General features: G+C 64.2%; 18 protein-coding genes. 17 read left to right on the forward strand and 1 reads right to left on the reverse strand.

Features of this window, described 5'->3' with window-relative positions:
• Nucleotides 1-55 precede the first annotated feature (55 nt).
• The 14 genes from mtaB (at nucleotide 56) to QME84_01535 (ending at nucleotide 11,959) form a co-directional block, all read left to right on the forward strand.
• Nucleotides 56-1,336, forward strand: a complete 1,281-nt coding sequence (mtaB, locus tag QME84_01470) for a tRNA (N(6)-L-threonylcarbamoyladenosine(37)-C(2))-methylthiotransferase MtaB (protein ID MDI6872944.1) — start codon at nucleotides 56-58, stop codon at nucleotides 1,334-1,336.
• A gap of 98 nt (nucleotides 1,337-1,434) precedes the next feature.
• Nucleotides 1,435-1,779: a histidine triad nucleotide-binding protein gene (locus QME84_01475; GenBank protein MDI6872945.1), complete on the forward strand. Its 345-nt coding sequence runs from the start codon at nucleotides 1,435-1,437 to the stop codon at nucleotides 1,777-1,779.
• Nucleotides 1,780-1,878: 99 nt separating this feature from the next.
• Entirely contained in the window at nucleotides 1,879-2,820 is a 942-nt protein-coding gene (locus tag QME84_01480) for a PhoH family protein (protein ID MDI6872946.1), read from the forward strand.
• A 93-nt stretch (nucleotides 2,821-2,913) separates the two neighbouring features.
• A complete protein-coding gene (locus QME84_01485; GenBank protein ID MDI6872947.1) occupies nucleotides 2,914-5,013 on the forward strand; it encodes an HDIG domain-containing protein in 2,100 nt (699 codons plus the stop codon).
• Nucleotides 5,014-5,448: an rRNA maturation RNase YbeY gene (gene ybeY, locus QME84_01490; protein MDI6872948.1), complete on the forward strand. Its 435-nt coding sequence runs from the start codon at nucleotides 5,014-5,016 to the stop codon at nucleotides 5,446-5,448.
• 68 nt (nucleotides 5,449-5,516) lie between these two features.
• On the forward strand, nucleotides 5,517-6,767 hold the full coding sequence (locus QME84_01495; protein MDI6872949.1) for a hemolysin family protein: 1,251 nt from the start codon (nucleotides 5,517-5,519) through the stop codon (nucleotides 6,765-6,767).
• Nucleotides 6,739-7,533: a peptidoglycan editing factor PgeF gene (gene pgeF, locus QME84_01500; protein ID MDI6872950.1), complete on the forward strand. Its 795-nt coding sequence runs from the start codon at nucleotides 6,739-6,741 to the stop codon at nucleotides 7,531-7,533. The genes QME84_01495 and pgeF overlap by 29 nt, the downstream gene beginning before the upstream one ends.
• 117 nt (nucleotides 7,534-7,650) lie before the next feature.
• Nucleotides 7,651-7,935, forward strand: coding sequence for an acylphosphatase (locus QME84_01505; protein MDI6872951.1), 285 nt, complete (start codon nucleotides 7,651-7,653; stop codon nucleotides 7,933-7,935).
• 10 nt (nucleotides 7,936-7,945) lie between these two features.
• Nucleotides 7,946-8,605, forward strand: a complete 660-nt coding sequence (locus QME84_01510; protein MDI6872952.1) for an MgtC/SapB family protein — start codon at nucleotides 7,946-7,948, stop codon at nucleotides 8,603-8,605.
• 27 nt (nucleotides 8,606-8,632) lie between these two features.
• Complete coding sequence (locus tag QME84_01515; protein ID MDI6872953.1) at nucleotides 8,633-9,310, forward strand: YggS family pyridoxal phosphate-dependent enzyme; 678 nt, start codon at nucleotides 8,633-8,635, stop codon at nucleotides 9,308-9,310.
• A 21-nt stretch (nucleotides 9,311-9,331) separates the two neighbouring features.
• A complete protein-coding gene (sepF, locus tag QME84_01520) occupies nucleotides 9,332-9,778 on the forward strand; it encodes a cell division protein SepF (protein MDI6872954.1) in 447 nt (148 codons plus the stop codon).
• A 97-nt stretch (nucleotides 9,779-9,875) separates the two neighbouring features.
• Nucleotides 9,876-10,673, forward strand: coding sequence for a pyrroline-5-carboxylate reductase (gene proC / locus QME84_01525; GenBank protein MDI6872955.1), 798 nt, complete (start codon nucleotides 9,876-9,878; stop codon nucleotides 10,671-10,673).
• Nucleotide 10,674: 1 nt separating this feature from the next.
• Nucleotides 10,675-10,953, forward strand: a complete 279-nt coding sequence (locus tag QME84_01530) for a YggT family protein (GenBank protein MDI6872956.1) — start codon at nucleotides 10,675-10,677, stop codon at nucleotides 10,951-10,953.
• Nucleotides 10,954-11,065: 112 nt separating this feature from the next.
• The gene (locus tag QME84_01535; GenBank protein MDI6872957.1) at nucleotides 11,066-11,959 is read left to right on the forward strand and encodes a DivIVA domain-containing protein; all 894 of its coding nucleotides are present in this window, start codon (nucleotides 11,066-11,068) and stop codon (nucleotides 11,957-11,959) included.
• Between the two features lie 220 nt (nucleotides 11,960-12,179).
• On the opposite strand, the gene QME84_01540 is transcribed toward QME84_01535, so the two are convergent.
• Nucleotides 12,180-12,494 (reverse strand): DUF167 domain-containing protein, encoded by a 315-nt coding sequence (locus QME84_01540; GenBank protein MDI6872958.1) that lies wholly within the window; start codon nucleotides 12,492-12,494, stop codon nucleotides 12,180-12,182.
• Between the two features lie 292 nt (nucleotides 12,495-12,786).
• Between QME84_01540 and ileS the strand changes: the two genes are divergently transcribed.
• From ileS to lspA, 3 genes are all read left to right on the forward strand, one after another.
• Complete coding sequence (gene ileS / locus QME84_01545; protein ID MDI6872959.1) at nucleotides 12,787-15,552, forward strand: isoleucine--tRNA ligase; 2,766 nt, start codon at nucleotides 12,787-12,789, stop codon at nucleotides 15,550-15,552.
• 127 nt (nucleotides 15,553-15,679) lie between these two features.
• Nucleotides 15,680-16,054, forward strand: a complete 375-nt coding sequence (locus QME84_01550; protein MDI6872960.1) for a TraR/DksA C4-type zinc finger protein — start codon at nucleotides 15,680-15,682, stop codon at nucleotides 16,052-16,054.
• Nucleotides 16,054-16,506 (forward strand): signal peptidase II, encoded by a 453-nt coding sequence (gene lspA, locus QME84_01555; GenBank protein ID MDI6872961.1) that lies wholly within the window; start codon nucleotides 16,054-16,056, stop codon nucleotides 16,504-16,506. The genes QME84_01550 and lspA overlap by 1 nt, the downstream gene beginning before the upstream one ends.
• The last annotated feature ends 58 nt before the right edge of the window (nucleotides 16,507-16,564 follow it).

Genomic DNA, 16,564 nt, shown 5'->3' on the forward strand with positions numbered 1-16,564 from the left:
ACCCGTGCCGCAACGGACCGGTTGGAATGGAAGACGCTGGTGGAAGATGGGAAAGGTGGCCGTTTATTCCCTGGGGTGCAAGGTAAACCAGGCGGAGAACGAGGAACTGGCCATGGAACTTGCACGGCTCGGCCACCGCCTGGTAAGGGATCCGGCAGAGGCTGATTTGTGCGTGGTCAACACCTGCACGGTTACCGCGGAGAGCGACCGCAAGTGTCGCAAGCTCATCCGGGGCCTGGCCCGGAGGGGAGCCTGCAGCCTGGTGGTGGCCGGCTGCTACGCGGAGTTGAATCCGGAGTCGCTCTCCCGGATGCCGGGCGTGGTAGCCCTGATACCCAACCGGGAAAAGGACGGTTGGGCGGAGAGAATACACGCCATGCTGCCGCCTCCGCGGGAGCCGGACGAGTACCGGGCCGGGCGTTCCCGGGGCTTCATCAAGGTCCAGGACGGGTGCCAGAGGAACTGTTCCTACTGCGTGGTTCCCCTTGCCCGCGGCCCGGAGCGTTCCCGCCCTTTGGACGAGGTCCGGGAGGTCGCTGCTCGTCTCCTGGACAGGGGATGCCGCGAGCTGGTGCTGAGCGGGGTGAACCTGGGAAGATATGGAAAGGATGAAGGTTACGACCTCGGAACCCTGGTAAGGGAGATCCTCGGGCTGGAGGGCGGTTTCCGGGTCCGCCTGAGCTCCATCGAGCTCGAGGACCTGCGCACGGAATGGCTGGAGGAGTGGTCCCGAGAAGAGAGGGTCTGCCCTCACCTGCACATCCCGCTGCAGAGCGGCGATGACCGCATCCTGCGGGAAATGGGCAGGGGCTACGATTCCTGGCAGTTCCTGGAGATGGCGGGTAGGCTGCGCCGCCTGTGGCCCGGGGCGGCCCTGACCACGGAGGTGATAGTGGGTTATCCCGGCGAGGACCGCGTGGCCTTCCAGCGTACGGTGGAGGTCCTGCGGAAGGCGGGCGTCTCCAGGGTTCACGTCTTCCGTTTCTCCCCGCGTCCCGGTACCCGGGCCTGGGAAAGGAGGGAAAAGGTGGACGCGGAGGAAGCGGAAAAAAGGTCGGAGCACCTCCGCCTGCTGGCCGAGCGGTGGCGGCTGGAATACATCCGCCGCCACCTGGGGGAGGAACGGGACCTGCTGGTTGAAGGAGAAGCCCTCCGGGACGGAGAGAAGGTCTTTTTGGGTACCACGGAGGATTACGTGAAGGCCCTGCTTCGCCGGGAGAACTCCGCCCCGGTTCCGGGCTCCCTGGTACGGGTGAGGTTGGAGGGCGTGGTTGATGGAAGGGCACTGGCGGTACCGGCGGGCGGAGGAGGAAGTCTGGTGGGTAAGGAGAAATAGGGGAGCGAGAAGGCGTTGGAGGCAGGGCGGTAGTGACACCCGTTTTATGACGTCGAGGGCAAGAGGAGAGACATCGGGGAGCACAAGGGGAGGTGAAGATGGAGGACTGCATCTTTTGCCGCATAGCGGAGGGGGAAATGGACGCCGAGATCGTCTATTCCGACGACCGGGTGGTGGCCTTCCGGGACATCAATCCCCAGGCCCCCGTGCACGTGTTGGTGATCCCCCGCAAGCACCTGCGCACGGCCTTCGACCTGGGGGAGGAGGACGGGGATCTGCTTTCCCACATCTTCAAGGTCATCCAGCGTATATCCGAGGAGGAAAGCATAGCCGGAACGGGAGTGCGCATCCTCACCAACGTGGAGAGGGGCGCGGGGCAGAGCGTTTTTCACCTCCACTTCCACGTCCTGGGAGGGAGGCAGATGCTCTGGCCACCGGGCTGAGCGGAGGAGGTAGAGAGGAACTTGTCGCAGGATAACAAAACGCGGGAAGCCGAGGGTGGCAGACGGGAGCTCAAGATACTCGTCCCGGGCAACCAGCCCATGGTCAACCTGCTGGGGGAGAGGGACGAGCTCCTGAAGATCGTGGAGAAGTCCTTCCGCAGCAGCATCCTGGTACGCGGCAACGAGATCATCATTTCCGGCGAGGAGGAAGAGGAACTTGAGGCCCTGGCCAAGCTCTTCGAGGAGCTCATCATGCTGCTCACCTCGGGTATTGACCTCACTCCCGAGAGCGTGGAGCGGGCCATCGAGATGGTCCTGGCGGAGGAGGACCTCAAGCCCACAGAGGTCTTCTCGGACATCATCATCTCCCGGAGAGGTAAGGCCATCCGCCCCAAGACCCCCAACCAGAAGCGATACGTGGAGGCCATCCGCAACAACACCATCGTCTTCTCCATCGGTCCGGCGGGAACCGGTAAGACCTACCTGGCCATGGCCATGGCCGTGAAGGCCCTCCTTTCCAGGGAGGTGGGGAGGATAATCCTGACCCGGCCCGCGGTGGAGGCAGGGGAGAAACTGGGGTTTTTGCCCGGGGACATGTACCAGAAGGTGGACCCCTACCTGCGCCCGCTCTACGACTGCCTTTACGAGATGCTGGAGGTAGAGAAATTCACCAGGTACATGGAGCAAGGAATCATCGAGGTCGCGCCCCTGGCCTACATGCGGGGGCGCACCCTCAACGATTCCTTCATCGTCCTGGACGAGGCCCAGAACACCTCCCCGGAGCAGATGAAGATGTTCTTGACCCGGTTGGGATTCGGCTCCAAGGCGGTGGTGACCGGGGACATCACCCAAATAGACCTTCCCGGCGGGCAGCCCTCGGGGATGAACGTGGTGCGGGAGATACTCACCGGCATCGAGGGCATCGAGTTCGTCTACCTGGACGAACGCGACGTGGTGCGGCACAAGATCGTCCAGGAGATCGTCAAGGCCTACCGCCTCTACGACCTGCGTTCCGGGAGGAGCGAGGAAGGAAGCAAGTGACCGGCACCCTCCGTCGATCCGCTGGAAGAACCTGGGACCCCAGCTCAACGCGTTCCGGGGTTGCGACTGGTGTATAATAGAAAAATAAGAGCCATGGAAGACAAGGAAGGTTCAAAACGGTCCCGGAAGGGACGGAAAGCAAGGTTTCCCGCCTCGGGAAAGGTCAGGTCACTTCTGGTCTCTCTCGCCGCTCTCCTTATCCTGCTCGCCGTCCTGGTTTTCGAATATCTGCCCAGGCCGGCACGCTTCGAGGTGGGCAAGCCGAGCACCGAGACGATCATCTCCCCTCGCGATTTCGAGGTGCTGGACGAGGAAGGCACCGAGCTTTTACGTGACCAGGAGAGACGGAGGGTCCAGGACATCTTCGTCAACCGGGAGGCCCTCAACCGGGCCCTGCTGCGCCTGGAGAGCTTCTTCTCGCAAGTGGCCGAACTGCGCGACGCGGAGACGGCGGAAGCGGAGAAAATAGCCGCCCTGCGCCAGGAGTTCGGTACCGGCATGAGCGAGGGTACCCTGAAGGTGCTCTTGGGTTCCTCACCGGAGGACGCGAGATTACTCCACGCCTCCGTTTCCCAGCTGGTGAGCCAGGCCATGTCCCGTCCGGTCTCCTACGACAACCTGGAAAAGGTCAGGAATGAGGCGTCGGAAAAGGCCATGTCCCTGTCGCTGGTGGAGGAGTTCCGCAGGGCCGCGGCCGAACTCGCCTCCGCTTTTCTCGCCATCAACACGGCCTATTCGGCGGAGGCGGTTATGCGGGACGTGGAGGAGGCCGCCCGGGCCGTGCCGCCGGTTTACGTCCGCTACGTGGCCGGGCAGAAGATAGTGGGCAAGGGGGAGATCATTACCCCCCTCATCCTGGCCTCCCTGCGGGAGGTCGGGGCCCTGTCGCCCATGGGCAGCTACCAGCAGGTGGTGGGGGTGGCGCTCATCACCGTCCTGGTCTACCTGGGAGCGGCCTTCTTCTTTCTCCGTTACCGGGAAGCGGAGCTGGCGGAGTGGAGGTCCATGGCCGCCCTCTGCCTGCTCTTCCTGGCCTATGTCTTCCTGGCGCGCCTCTTCGCCCTCTTCGCGGACCAGAACCCTCTGTGGGGTTACCTGGTGCCTTCGGCGCTGGTGGGGTTGACCCTGGCAGCGGTGCTGGATAACCTGACCGCCCTGTTCACGGCGGTGACGGCCGGGATCGTGGGCGGCATCCTGCTCAAGGGCAATTTCCCCCTGGCGGTATACGTGCTGCTCTCCGGGATGGCCGGGGCCATGGCCATCGGGCGCCTCAGGAAGAGGGACATGCTGCTGAAAGCGGGCATGGGAATCTCGCTGTTCCTGGCCCTCGCCGCCATGCTGACCGCTTCCCTTTTCAAGGAGCTGCGCCTGGTATTCCTCTCCGGCGCCATCGGCCTGGGTAACGGGGCTCTCTGCGTGCTTCTTACCCTGGGGGCCATACCAGTGATGGAGAGGATATCCGGTACCCTCACCCCCATGCACATGCTCGAGCTGGCCTCGCCAGACCACCCGCTGATGAAGCTCCTTATAAGCAAGGCCCCGGGAACCTACAGCCACAGCATCGTGGTGGGCAACCTGGCCGAGGCGGCCGCCCAGGCCATAGGCGCCGATCCCATCCTTACCCGGGTGGCTTCATACTATCATGACGTGGGGAAGGTGAAGAGGTCCTCCTTCTTCGTGGAGAACCAGCCGGAGGGATTCAACGGGCATAACGGGCTGAAGCCCAACCTCAGCGCCCTGGTGATCACCGCCCACGTCAAGGAGGGGGTGGAGCTGGCCAGGGAATACCGGCTTCCGTCCGAGGTGATGGAGATCATACGCCAGCACCACGGGACCTCCCTGGTGCGCTATTTCTATGCCCAGGCGCTGAAGGATAAGGGCCCCGCCGAGAAGGTTACCGAGGCCCGTTTCCGCTACCCGGGACGCAAGCCGCAGACCAAGGAGGCGGCGGTGGTCATGCTGGCCGACGCCGTGGAGGCCGCGGCCAAGGCCCTCGACCGGCCCACCCCGGTCCAGCTGGAACAGCTGGTGCGCAACATGATCCGGGAGAGGCTGGACGACGGGCAGCTGGACGAATCGGGGCTGACCCTGGCCGATCTGGAAAAAATAACCAGGGAGTTCACCCGCGTCCTGTGCGGCATGTACCACGTGCGGGTGGAATACCCGGCGCTGGTGAAGGAGGAGGGGGCGTAAATGCGGGTCCTGGTCAATCGCCGCAGCCGCTCCGCCTTCGACGAGGAGGCCCTGCGCAGGGCCTGCCTGAAAGCCCTGCGCTCGGAGGGGGCGGGAGGGAAATGCGTGGTATCGCTCACCGCCCTGACCGAGAGGGAGATGGCGGATTACAATCGAAGATATCTCTGCCGGGAGGGCCCCACCGACGTCCTGGCCTTCCCCCTGGGAGAGACCGACGGAGGCTCCCTTCTCCTCGGGGACGTACTTATATGCCCGGCCTTCGTGCGCCGCCACCGGAAACGATACGGAGTGGAGGAGGGAAGGGAACTGGAGCTGGTGGCCGTGCATGGCGTCCTGCACCTTCTGGGTTATGACGACCAAAGCGAGGAAGAAGCGATGCTCATGGACCGCAAGGCCCGGGAGATCCTGGGCTTGAAGGAGGAGGCCCGGCGGTGAGCCAGGCGGCCCCCTATCCCTTGACTGCCGCATCCCTCACGGGCGGGGCTATTGCTTGGAGGGTGGCGGTGCTGGTTGGACTGCTCCTGGCGGCGGCTTTCCTGGCCATGGCGGAGATATCGCTGGTCAGCGTGAACCGCTACCGGGTGCGCTCCAGGCGGGAGGAGGGAGACCGGAGGGCGGAGCGCCTGGAGAGGCTGTTGGAGCAGCCCAACCGTTTCCTCTCCACCATCCTCATACTCACCCTCCTGGTACAGGTGGGGGCTTCGGCCCTGGCCACCGGGCTGGCCCTGGGACTGGGTCTGCCAGGCCCCACGGCCATCGCCACGGGGGTGATGACCTTTCTCATCTTCATCTTCTCCGAGATGGCCCCCAAGACCTATGCCACCAACCATCCCGAGAGCACCGCCTTTCTGGTCGCCCCGGCGGTTAGAGTGCTCTCCGCCATCTTCTATCCCCTGGTGCGGTTCCTCATCGCCATCTCCAACGGCCTGATCAGGCTGTGCGGTGGGAAGACCATGCGGGAGGGACCCTTCGTGACCGAAGGGGACATCAAGGCCCTGGTCACCGCGGCGGAGGAACAGGCGGTCATCGAGGAGGAGGAGAAGAAACTCATCCACTCCATCTTCGAGTTCGGAGACACCCTGGTGAGGGAGGTTATGATCCCGCGCACGGACATGGTCATGCTGGAGGAAGGGGCGAGCATGGAGGAAGCCCTGGAGGTCATCATGAGCTCCGGCTTCTCCCGCATCCCCGTCTACCGGCGCGACTTCGACCACATCGTGGGGGTGCTCTATGCCAAGGACCTCCTTCCCTATCTCAAGCGGGGAGAGAGCGATGCCCGTCCCAGGGACCTCCTGCGGGAGGCCTACTTCGTCCCCGAGACCAAGCGGGTGAGCGAACTGCTCAACGAGATGAGGGCCCTCACCATCCACATGGCCATCGTCCTCGACGAGTATGGCGGGACCTCGGGGCTGGTGACCATCGAGGACCTGCTGGAGGAGATCGTGGGGGAGATATTCGACGAATACGACAGCGCACGCGAGCTCTACGAGAGCCTGGGGGACGGCCGGTACACCTTCGACGCCCGCATCTCCATCGACGACCTCAACGAGATGCTGGGGATCCGGTTACCGGCACACCAGTGGGATACCCTCGGGGGCCTCATGTACAACCTCATGGGAAAAATTCCCAAGCAAGGGGAATCCGTGGAGTTCGAGAACCTGCGGCTGACCGCCCAGAAGGTGGTGGGGAGGCGCATCGCCAAGGTTCTCCTCGAGGTGCTGGACCGTGAGGAAAGCGGAGGGGAAGGGGATTAAGGAAGGGAACGCGGACTGGCTGGAAGCGGGCCGCCTTCTGGGGGAGGGCATGGCCCTTTATTTCACCCGCCGTTGGGGAGGCGTGAGCCCGCCGCCCTTCGCCTCCCTAAACCTCTCCGTGAACAACGGGGATGATCCCCGTAATGTCCTGGAGAACCGCTCCCGGGTGGCGGAGCGTCTCGGGGTGGAGCTCCGGGACGTGGTCTTCATGCGCCAGGTCCACGGGACCCGGGTACGCCGGGTGCTCGGGGGCGGAAGGCGGAGGGAGAGGGTCGTCCCGGCCGCCGACGGCCTCTTCACCACCCGACCCGGGCTAGTGCTGGCGGCGCTGACCGCGGATTGCGTGCCCCTGGCCCTTGGGTTCCCCTCCCCGCGAGGGGTGGCCATGCTCCACGCGGGATGGAGGGGTACACTCAATGATATAGCAGGGGAGGCCCTCCGGAGGTTGCGCTCCCTGGGGGTGCGTCCCGAGGAGGTGCGCGCGGTCATGGGACCGGCCATCGGCCCCTGCTGCTACCGCGTGGATAAAGGCAGAGCCCTCCTCTTCGTCGAAAAATATGGCGAGGAGAGCGGGGTAGTCACGGGTGACGGGGAGCGCCGCCTGGATCTCTTCCGCGCCAACCGCATCAACCTGTTGCGGGCGGGCCTGCGGGAGGAAAATATCCTTCGGGTAGGAGGGTGCACCTGTTGTGACGAGGACTTCTTCTCCTTCCGGAGGGAGGGGGTGACGGGGAGGCAGGGTGCCTTCGTATTCCTGCTCCCCTGAGGAATGCTAGTGGTTGTGCCCGCCGGGATGGAAGTAGACCGGAGGCGCGGACCGCGCCGCCGCAACATCGTCCATAGTGAGTCTTGATAAGGGAAAGGAAGTCACGGAGAGGGTAAGATGGCCAAGGCGAGGGCTCATGTGTGGGTGAGCGGGCGGGTTCAGGGTGTTTATTACCGTTCCTACGCCCAGGACGCTGCCCGGAGGCTGGGCGTCAAGGGATGGGTGCGCAACATCCGCGACGGTCGGGTGGAGGCGGTCTTCGAGGGAGAGGAGGAGGCGGTGCGGAAGATGGTGGAATGGTGTTGGAAGGGTTCCCCGTCCTCGCGGGTCACCGACGTGGAGGTGGCCTGGGAGGAATACCGGGGGGAGTTCGAGGACTTCCGCATCACCTACGGTTACTGAGGATGGGCTGGTGAAGGAGACGGAAATAATTCTGCGCCTTCTGGTGGCCGCCGCCTGCGGCGGGATCATCGGCGTGGAAAGGGAACGCGGGGACCGCCCGGCCGGGTTCCGCACCTACATACTGGTTTCCCTCGGAGCCGCCCTCTTCACCCTGCTCTCCCTCACCGCCTTCCCCGAAGCGGACACCGCACGGGTGGCGGCGCAGATAGTGGTGGGTATAGGTTTTCTGGGCGCCGGGGTTATCGTCATCTACGGGGGCACCCACGTGGTGGGCATCACCACGGCGGCCACCATGTGGGCCACGGCGGCGGTGGGCATGGCCGCCGGGGCCGGGTACCTGGTGACCGCGGGATACTGCACCGGGATCATCCTCCTGGTGCTCCTCGCCCTACCCTGGGTGGAATCCCGGGTCATCTCCCGGTTCCTGAGGAGGAGGCTGTACTTCACCGTCCGCTCCACACCCCGCGAGGGTCTGGTGCAGGAGGTGCGGGAGGTACTGGATGCCCGCCGCATACCCCACGTGCTGTTGAGGATGGAAAGCTGCAGGGCTGGAGAGGGGGAATGCGTCATCCTGCTCCGGGCCACCGTCTCCGGAAAGGTGGACGTCCTCGAGGTGGTGGACGAGCTGAGCGGAATTTCCGGCGTGACCTGGGTGGGTTTCGAGGAATGAACGTTTCGCCGTGAGACGAGGGGGGATATGGAAATAAGGGACAACCTGCTCAGGGTGAAGGAACGCATAGCCCGGGCCGCCGAAAGGGCGGGAAGGGATCCCGGCGAGGTTAAGCTGGTGGTGGTGAGCAAGGGCAGAACGGTAAGCGAGATAAAGGAGGTCCTTGCGGCGGGACACAGGTCCCTGGGAGAGAATCGGGCCCAGGAGCTGCGGGAGAAGATGGCCGCGCTTCCCGATGACGTGGAGTGGCATTTCGTTGGCCATCTGCAGACCAACAAGGTTAATATGGTAGTGGGAAAGGTGAGGCTCATCCATTCCCTGGACAGCCTGAGGCTGGCGGAGGTCGTCTCCGCCCGGGCGTGCAGGCTGGGAACGGTACAGGAGGTGCTCCTGCAGGTGAACGTCTCCGGGGAGGCCAGCAAGTTCGGCATCGCCCCCGGGGAGGCGGAGGAGCTTTTGGAGAAGTTGGCCGCACTTCCGGGATTGAGGGTGAAGGGGCTGATGACCATGGCCCCTGCCTGGGCGGAGGGGGAATCCGCCCGGCCCTTTTTCCAGCGCCTGCGCGAGTTGAGGGAGGAGCTGAGGAGGTCCTTCCCGGAGACGTGCCTGGATCACCTGAGCATGGGCATGACCCAGGATTACGAGGTCGCGGTGGAAGAAGGAGCGGATCTGGTCCGGGTGGGCACGGCCGTCTTCTCGGGTTAAAATCTTCATGGGAGGTATGCCATGGCTGGGTTCTTTCGCAAGGCCCTGATCTACCTGGGGCTGGTGGAGGACGACGAGTTCGAGGAGCTGATGGAATACGAGGAGTCCGAGGTTCCGGAAGCTCCTCCGTCCCGGCGAGCCCTGCTCGAGGATGCCAAAGTCTCCTCCCTGCAGCCGGTATCCAGCCGGCAGGTGAGGGTACACATGGTGGAGCCGAAGTCCTTCAACGAAGCCGAACAGATCGGGCAGAAGTTCAAGGCGGACATACCGGTGATCATCAATCTCCAGCAGGCGGACCCCGAGCTGGCCAAGAGGCTCATAGACTTCGCCAGCGGCCTCACCTACGGGCTGGACGGAGGCATACAGCGCGTGGCGGACCGGGTTTTCCTTCTTACCCCGCACAACGTGGAGGTTTCCGCCGAGGACAAACGCTGGCTCCGGGAAAGGGGCTTCTTCAACCAGTTCTAATGTCCGTTGCCCGGGGGGTTTCGATGACCCCTGAAGGGCAAGGGTTCTGAGCGCAGCTTTGGCCGGGGTTTTTGGGTGATCTCAAGACGAGGTGCGCATGGCAAGGATAGCTTTTATCGGGGGCGGGAGGATGGCCGGGGCCATGCTGTCCAGACTCATCGCCTCCGGCTGGTGCCGGGGGGAGGAGGTCCTGGTTTCCGACGTCGACCGGCATAGACTCGAGGAACTGGCAGCGGAGTACGGAGTCGGGATTACCACGTATAACCGGGAGGCCGCGGCCGGATCGGAGACGCTCGTCCTGGCGGTCAAGCCGCAGCAGTTCGACGAGGTGCTGGAGGAGATAGCGGGAACGGTCCATGCGGGCCAATTGCTGATCTCTATCGCCATGGGAAAATCCACCCGCCACATAGAGGAGAGGCTTCCGGAGGGCATACCGGTGGTCAGGGTCATGCCCAACAACCCGGCCATGGCCGGGGCGGCGGTATCGGTGATCAGCCCGGGAAGGCATGCCCGCGAGGAGGACATGGAGCGGGTGGCGGACATCTTCAGCCGGCTGGGTGACGTCTACCGCGTCGATGAGGCCTACCAGGACGCGGCTATGGCCCTCTCCGGTTGCGGACCGGCCTATTTCTACCTCATCGCCGAGGCCCTGGCCGACGCCGGGGTGAAGCTGGGGCTGGACCGGGAGCTGGCCCTCAGGCTGGTAGCGGGGACCATGCTGGGCGCCGCCCAGATGCTCCGCCTCTTCGATTACGGACCCTCGCGCCTGAAGGATATGGTGGCCTCGCCCGGCGGCTCCACCATCATGGCTCTGGAGGCCCTGGAGGAGGGAGGTGTGCGGGCGGCTTTCTTCAAGGCCGTGGAAGCGGCCTATCGCCGGGCCAGGGAGGTGTGAATTGCGGCTCCTGGGGGAGGTCCTGTGGTGGATACTCTTCGTCTACATGTGGCTGATCGTCTGCCGGGTGCTTATAAGCTGGTTTCCGGTACGCTGGCCGCGGGGACTGCGCTCCCTGGTGGTGCTGATCTACGACCTCACGGAGCCGATGCTATCCACATTGAGAAGGATAATACCAGCCATACCCATGAGCGGGAGGGTGGCCCTGGATGCTTCCCCCTTCGTGGCCATCTGCATCATCGCCCTCCTGCAGTGGGTCGTTTCGGTGTTATTTAGATGAGGCGAGGCGTCGATATAGATACTCGGAAGCTTTTGGCGAGAGGCGGTTTTCGGGATATCGGGAAGACCCGGAAACGGGAAACCCAAGGCGGTTGAAGAAGGAGGCGGTTGAATTGGCTATCGGCCCCATGGATATCCATCACAAGGAATTCAGTACCGTACGTGTGGGTGGATACAACAAGGAGGAAGTGGACTCCTTCCTGGATATGGTGGCGGACGAGCTGGACAGGCTCCTTCACCGCAACCAGGAACAGGCTGAGCTCATCGAGAGCATGCGGGAGAAGGTGGCCCAGTTCGATTCCATGCAGCAGACCCTCCAGAACGCCCTCATAAACGCCCAGAAGAGCGCGGACAACATCGTCCAGGAAGCCAGGATGCAGGCGGAAGCGCAGCTCAAGGAGGCCCAGGAGCGCAGCCTGCGCATCCTGGAGGAGGCCAAGACGGAGAGGGAGCGTATCCTGCAGTCCTATGCCGGGATACGGGAGCAGGTGCTGCGGTACATCGCTACCATCCGGGAGATGCTGGACAGGAACCAGGGACTCATCCGGGAATACGAAGCGCGCCTGGCATCCGTCGAGATCCGGGAGCCGGTCCCCGAGAGGTCTCCCACCGCCGCGGCGGAGCCCGCCGGGGCGTCCGTACAGCCCATGGCCGCACCCGCCGGCGTGACGGAGCCCGGCGTGGTGGAAGGGCCGGCCCGGAGAGTAGCGGAAACGCCGTCCGTGCCGCCGGTGGTGGAGGCGGCCCTGCAGGCGCCTGCCGGTGGGGAGAGACCTGCGGCTCCCGGAGAAAGGGTTGCCCCCGCTTACGCGGCACCGGCCTCTCAACCGGAAGTGGCCCCGGAACCGCGCTTCGAGCTCCCGCCGGCCGGACCCGCGGTGACCCCGGAGCAAGAGATGGAGATCCTGGAGCGTTCCCTCAGGAGGGAGGAAAGGGAGGAGACGCCTCCTCCGGCGGCCGAGCCTCCGTCGCGGGAGGAAAAGGAGAAGCATTTCTTCTGGGAGTGAGGACTCGGAGTCGTCGGGAGGGACAGTGGGTCATCGACGATCCCTTGCAGCCTGATAGGACGCAAAATGGCCCCCGGGAGCGTGCATCCGGGGGCTTTTCGTGTTGTCCGGAGACGGGGAAGATGGACTTCCACCTCGAGCGGTGACGGAAGCGAGCGTAGAACCCGGCGGACGGGGGGAGCCTTTTGCGGACCGGCACTTCCCTATAGTTTCATATTAACTATTTAATAGTAAAATATTTTGAAAGCCGGATTTCGGCCTCCTCGAGGGTCATGCCCTTCAGCAACACGGTCTTGTTGCGGGAGGAGGCCCCACGTACCAGCTCCAGTTCCGACGCCGCCACCCCCAGCATCCCGGAGAGTATTTTCAGCGCCTCGCGGTTGGCCTTTCCGGCCTCGGGGGCCGCGTGCACGGCCAGCACCAGCCTTCCCTCCCGCACCTCCACCGCCCCGCTGCGGGAGGAACCGGGGCGCACCCTCAAGTCGAGGAGGGCACCCCGCTTGGAAGGCCGGAGAGGAGAATCGCCTCGTGCCATGGATTGATTATAGGCCATCCGATACGCCCCAGCGGTCCGCCTCTCGGTTTTGAAACGGTGAAGCAAGCGTCGGCACGGATGGAGAACGGTCCATAATGCACATTCTATGACCGTCGACACGTTGCGTGCGCCAGGTCGGGTTTCCGGACGCCGGCGCTCGAGCGGCGGAGTATCGAGCCCGGAAGAAAAGTGCCGCGCTCCACGCGTCCGGTCGCGGGACGTCTGTTGCGCCACGGCAGTCCGCGTGATAATAATGGAGCAAAATAAACGGAGGACACGGAGTGAGGACGGCATGGACTACCGATCGACGCTTAACCTGCCCCGCACGGAATTCCCCATGAAGGCCGACCTGCCGCGCCGCGAGCCGGAGATACAGCGCTTCTGGAAGGAAATGGATATCTACCGCCGGGTGCTGGAGAAGAACCGGGGGCGGCCGTCCTTCATCCTTCACGACGGGCCTCCCTACGCCAACGGTGATATTCACCTGGGAACGGCCCTGAATAAGATCCTCAAGGACATCATCGTCAAGTACAAGAGCATGCGGGGTTATTTCTGCCCCTACGTCCCCGGCTGGGACTGCCACGGGCAGCCCATCGAGCACGAGGTGGAGAAGAGGCTGGGAGAGGAGAGGGGAAAGCTGGACGTCATGGAGGTCCGCAGGCGCTGCCGTGACTACGCCCTGCATTTCGTGGAGCGGCAGTCCTCCCAGTTCCAGCGCCTGGGAGTACGGGGCGATTTCGAGAACCCCTACCTGACCCTGAAGCCCGCCTACGAGGCGGTCAACATACGCGTCCTGGGCGAGCTGGTCCGGAGGGGGCTGGTGTACCGCAGTCGTAAGCCCATTCACTGGTGCCCCCGCTGCGTGACCGCCCTGGCCGAGGCGGAGCTCGAATATCACGACAAGACCTCCCCCTCCATCTACGTGAAGTTTCCCCTCCTTGATCCCATCCCCGGCCACGAGGACCGTGAGGCCGGCGTGGTCATCTGGACCACCACTCCGTGGACCCTCCCGGCCAACGTGGCCGTGGCCCTGCACCCGGACATGAACTACGTGCTGGTCGAGACCGATGGGTCGGCCCTCCTAATCGGCGAACCCCTGCTGGAGAAAGCGCTGTCGGAGATGGGAATCGAGGATTACCGGGAACTGGGACGACTTACCGGGGAAAAACTGGAAGGCCTGCGGGCGCGGCATCCCTGGAGAGAAAGGCCCTCCATGCTGGTGGTATCGGAGTTCGTGACCACCGAACAGGGCACGGGGGCGGTGCACATCGCTCCGGGACACGGGGAGGAGGACTACCAGGTGGGGCTGGAATATGACCTTCCCATGCCCATGCCGGTGGACGACCAGGGCAGGTTCACCTCTGAGGCCCCGGAGTTCGAGGGGCTCTTCATCGAGGACGCCAACCCCCGCATCGTGGAGGACCTGCGCCGTCGGGGACTGCTCCTGGGGTCGGGTGAGCTGCTCCACCCCTATCCCCACTGCTGGCGCTGCAAGGGACCGGTCATCTTCCGCGCCACCCCGCAGTGGTTCGTGGGCGTGGACCGGGAATACGAGGGCTCCACCCTCCGGCAACGGTGCCTGGAGGCGGTGAAGGAGGTGCGGTGGATACCCGGCTGGAACGTCCGCCGCATGGTGGGGATGCTGGAAAGCAGGCCGGACTGGTGCATATCCCGCCAGAGGGCCTGGGGGGTACCCATCCCGGCCTTCTACTGCCTGGGATGCGGCAGGGAGATCATGACCCCCGAGACGCTGCGCAAGGCGGAGGAGCTCCTGGCCGCTGAGGGGTCGGACGCCTGGTTCCTGCGGGAGGCGGAGGAGATACTGGGCCCCGATTTCCGCTGCCCGGAATGCGGGGGAACCAGGTGGCGCAAGGAGACGGACATCCTGGACGTGTGGTTCGAGTCCGGGGTGAGCCACGAGGCCGTGCTCCTGCAGTGGGAGGATCATTACTGGCCCTGCGACATGTACCTGGAGGGGAGCGACCAGCACCGTGGATGGTTCCAGACCTCGCTGCTCACCGCGGTGGGGGCCAAGGGCGAACCCCCTTACCGTTCCGTGCTCACCCACGGCTTCGTGGTCGACGGCGAGGGCCGGAAGATGTCCAAGTCCCTGGGCAACGTCATCAGTCCCCTGGAGATATGCGACCGGCTGGGGGCGGACATCCTGCGCCTCTGGGTGGCGGCGGCGGACTACACGGTGGACATCCCCGCCTCGCGGGAGATCTTCGACCGCCTGGTGGAGGCCTACCGTCGCATACGCAACACGCTGCGCTTCCTCCTGGGGAATCTCTACGATTTCCGGCCCGCGGAGGACACCGTTCCCCCGGAGGATATGGAGGAGCTGGACCGCTGGATACTTTCCCGGCTGCAGAGGCTGGTGCGCAGGTGTACCCAGGCCATGGACGCCTACCAGCTGCACGTGGTCTTCCATGCCTTGCACAACTTCTGCGCCGTGGACCTCAGCGCCCTTTACCTGGACATGCGCAAGGACTGCCTGTACACCTTCGCCGCGGATTCGCGTCCCAGGCGTTCCTCCCAGACGGCTTTGTGGAAGCTGCTCAGGACCATGACCATGCTCATGGCCCCCATACTCTGCCACACGGCGGAGGAAGTGTGGCAGGTCATGCGCGGGGATGGAGACCCGGAGAGCGTGCAGCTCGCCGACTGGCCGGAGGTGGAGGAAGGGCTGGAGGACGCCGGACTGGAGGAGATTTTTGACCACCTGCTGCGCCTGCGCGAACAGGTGACCAAGGCCATCGAGGAGAAGAGGACGGCCAAGGAACTGGGGACCTCCCTGGAGGCCATGGTGAGGCTGACCCTGCCCGGATCGTGGAAGGAACTGGTGGAGCCCAGGAAGGAGCTCCTGGCCACCCTGTTCATAGTGTCCAGGGTGGAGGTGGACTACGGGGAGGGGGAAGAGGTCCGGGTGGAGGTGGGGAAGGCACCGGGGTCCAGATGTTCCCGCTGCTGGAACTACCGCCCCTCGGTGGGACGGGATTCCGACCATCCTGAGCTCTGCGATCGCTGCCTGCCGGTGGTGCTGGCCGCCGAGGGTTAAGGGCCGCAAGAGGGTAAGCCTCTGCACAGGCGCGAACGAGACGCATTCCGGGGTTGTCGGGTCGCGAAAATGATGCATAATATTAGGGATAAACCGGAGGCTCGGATCGGAGGTAAAAGGCCGGATCATGAACAAGAAAAAGATGGCCGCTTTCAAGAAGATCCTGCTCCGCGAGAAGGAGATGCTGGAGAAACAGTACCGCGATCTCGAGCAGGGAAACCTGCTCGCCTCCCAGTCGGACTTCTCGGGAGAGATGCCCTTCGAGGAGGAATACGCGGCCAGCGGCACCAGCACCTTCGAGCGGGAGAGGGACCTCTCCCTCTCCGAGAACGTCAAGGACCTCCTCCAGAAGGTAAACGAGGCCCTGGAACGCATCGAGAACGGGACCTATGGGATCTGCGAGATGTGCGGCCTGCCCATACCCGAGGAGCGCCTCGAGGCGCTGCCCTACGCCAACCTCTGCATAGTTTGCAAGCAGAAGGAAGAACAGGCTATGCGCTGATGGCGGCGACAGCCGCCACCGCCCTGGCCGCGGATCAGGTCAGCAAGGCCCTGGTGCGCTGGTTGCTTCCCCTGGGAAAGAGCTTGGACGTGGGCCTGTTCTCCCTGCGACAGGTCCGCAACCCGGGAACCGCCTTCGGGTTGATACGGGGGCAGTCCCTCCCCTTCTTCCTGGGAAGCGTGGCCCTTCTCCTGGTCCTCATGCTGGTGCTCTGGAGGTTCCGCAGGGAGGAGGGAAGGGTCTTCACGGCAGCCCTGGGCTTGATAATCGGAGGGGCCCTGGGTAACATCGTCGACAGGATAGCCCTGGGGGCGGTGGTCGATTTCATCGATCTCCGTTTCTGGCCGGTCTTTAACCTGGCGGATACGGCCATAGTCTTCGGGGTGGGAATGGCCCTCGCGATGGTGATCCGGGATGTCTGGAGGGAGGGGAAGAACGCCGCGCGGGGTTGAGGACCAGGGCTCCAGCGCGCGGCGGCACCCGCCGGTAGAGGTGAGCTGAAGGAGACAC

Source organism: Actinomycetota bacterium (assembly GCA_030019255.1).
Lineage (GTDB): Bacteria > Actinomycetota > Geothermincolia > Geothermincolales > RBG-13-55-18 > Solincola_A.

Excerpts from the sequence above, each read along its gene's own strand:
- QME84_01475 (MDI6872945.1), top strand. The coding sequence starts at position 1,435 with ATGGAGGACTGCATCTTTTGCCGCATAGCGGAGGGGGAAATGGACGCC.
- QME84_01480 (MDI6872946.1), top strand. The coding sequence starts at position 1,879 with ATGGTCAACCTGCTGGGGGAGAGGGACGAGCTCCTGAAGATCGTGGAG.
- QME84_01485 (MDI6872947.1), top strand. The coding sequence starts at position 2,914 with ATGGAAGACAAGGAAGGTTCAAAACGGTCCCGGAAGGGACGGAAAGCA.
- ybeY (MDI6872948.1), top strand. The coding sequence starts at position 5,014 with ATGCGGGTCCTGGTCAATCGCCGCAGCCGCTCCGCCTTCGACGAGGAG.
- QME84_01505 (MDI6872951.1), top strand. The coding sequence starts at position 7,651 with ATGGCCAAGGCGAGGGCTCATGTGTGGGTGAGCGGGCGGGTTCAGGGT.
- QME84_01515 (MDI6872953.1), top strand. The coding sequence starts at position 8,633 with ATGGAAATAAGGGACAACCTGCTCAGGGTGAAGGAACGCATAGCCCGG.
- sepF (MDI6872954.1), top strand. The coding sequence starts at position 9,332 with ATGGCTGGGTTCTTTCGCAAGGCCCTGATCTACCTGGGGCTGGTGGAG.
- proC (MDI6872955.1), top strand. The coding sequence starts at position 9,876 with ATGGCAAGGATAGCTTTTATCGGGGGCGGGAGGATGGCCGGGGCCATG.
- QME84_01540 (MDI6872958.1), bottom strand. The coding sequence starts at position 12,494 with ATGGCACGAGGCGATTCTCCTCTCCGGCCTTCCAAGCGGGGTGCCCTC.
- ileS (MDI6872959.1), top strand. The coding sequence starts at position 12,787 with ATGGACTACCGATCGACGCTTAACCTGCCCCGCACGGAATTCCCCATG.
- QME84_01550 (MDI6872960.1), top strand. The coding sequence starts at position 15,680 with ATGAACAAGAAAAAGATGGCCGCTTTCAAGAAGATCCTGCTCCGCGAG.
- lspA (MDI6872961.1), top strand. The coding sequence starts at position 16,054 with ATGGCGGCGACAGCCGCCACCGCCCTGGCCGCGGATCAGGTCAGCAAG.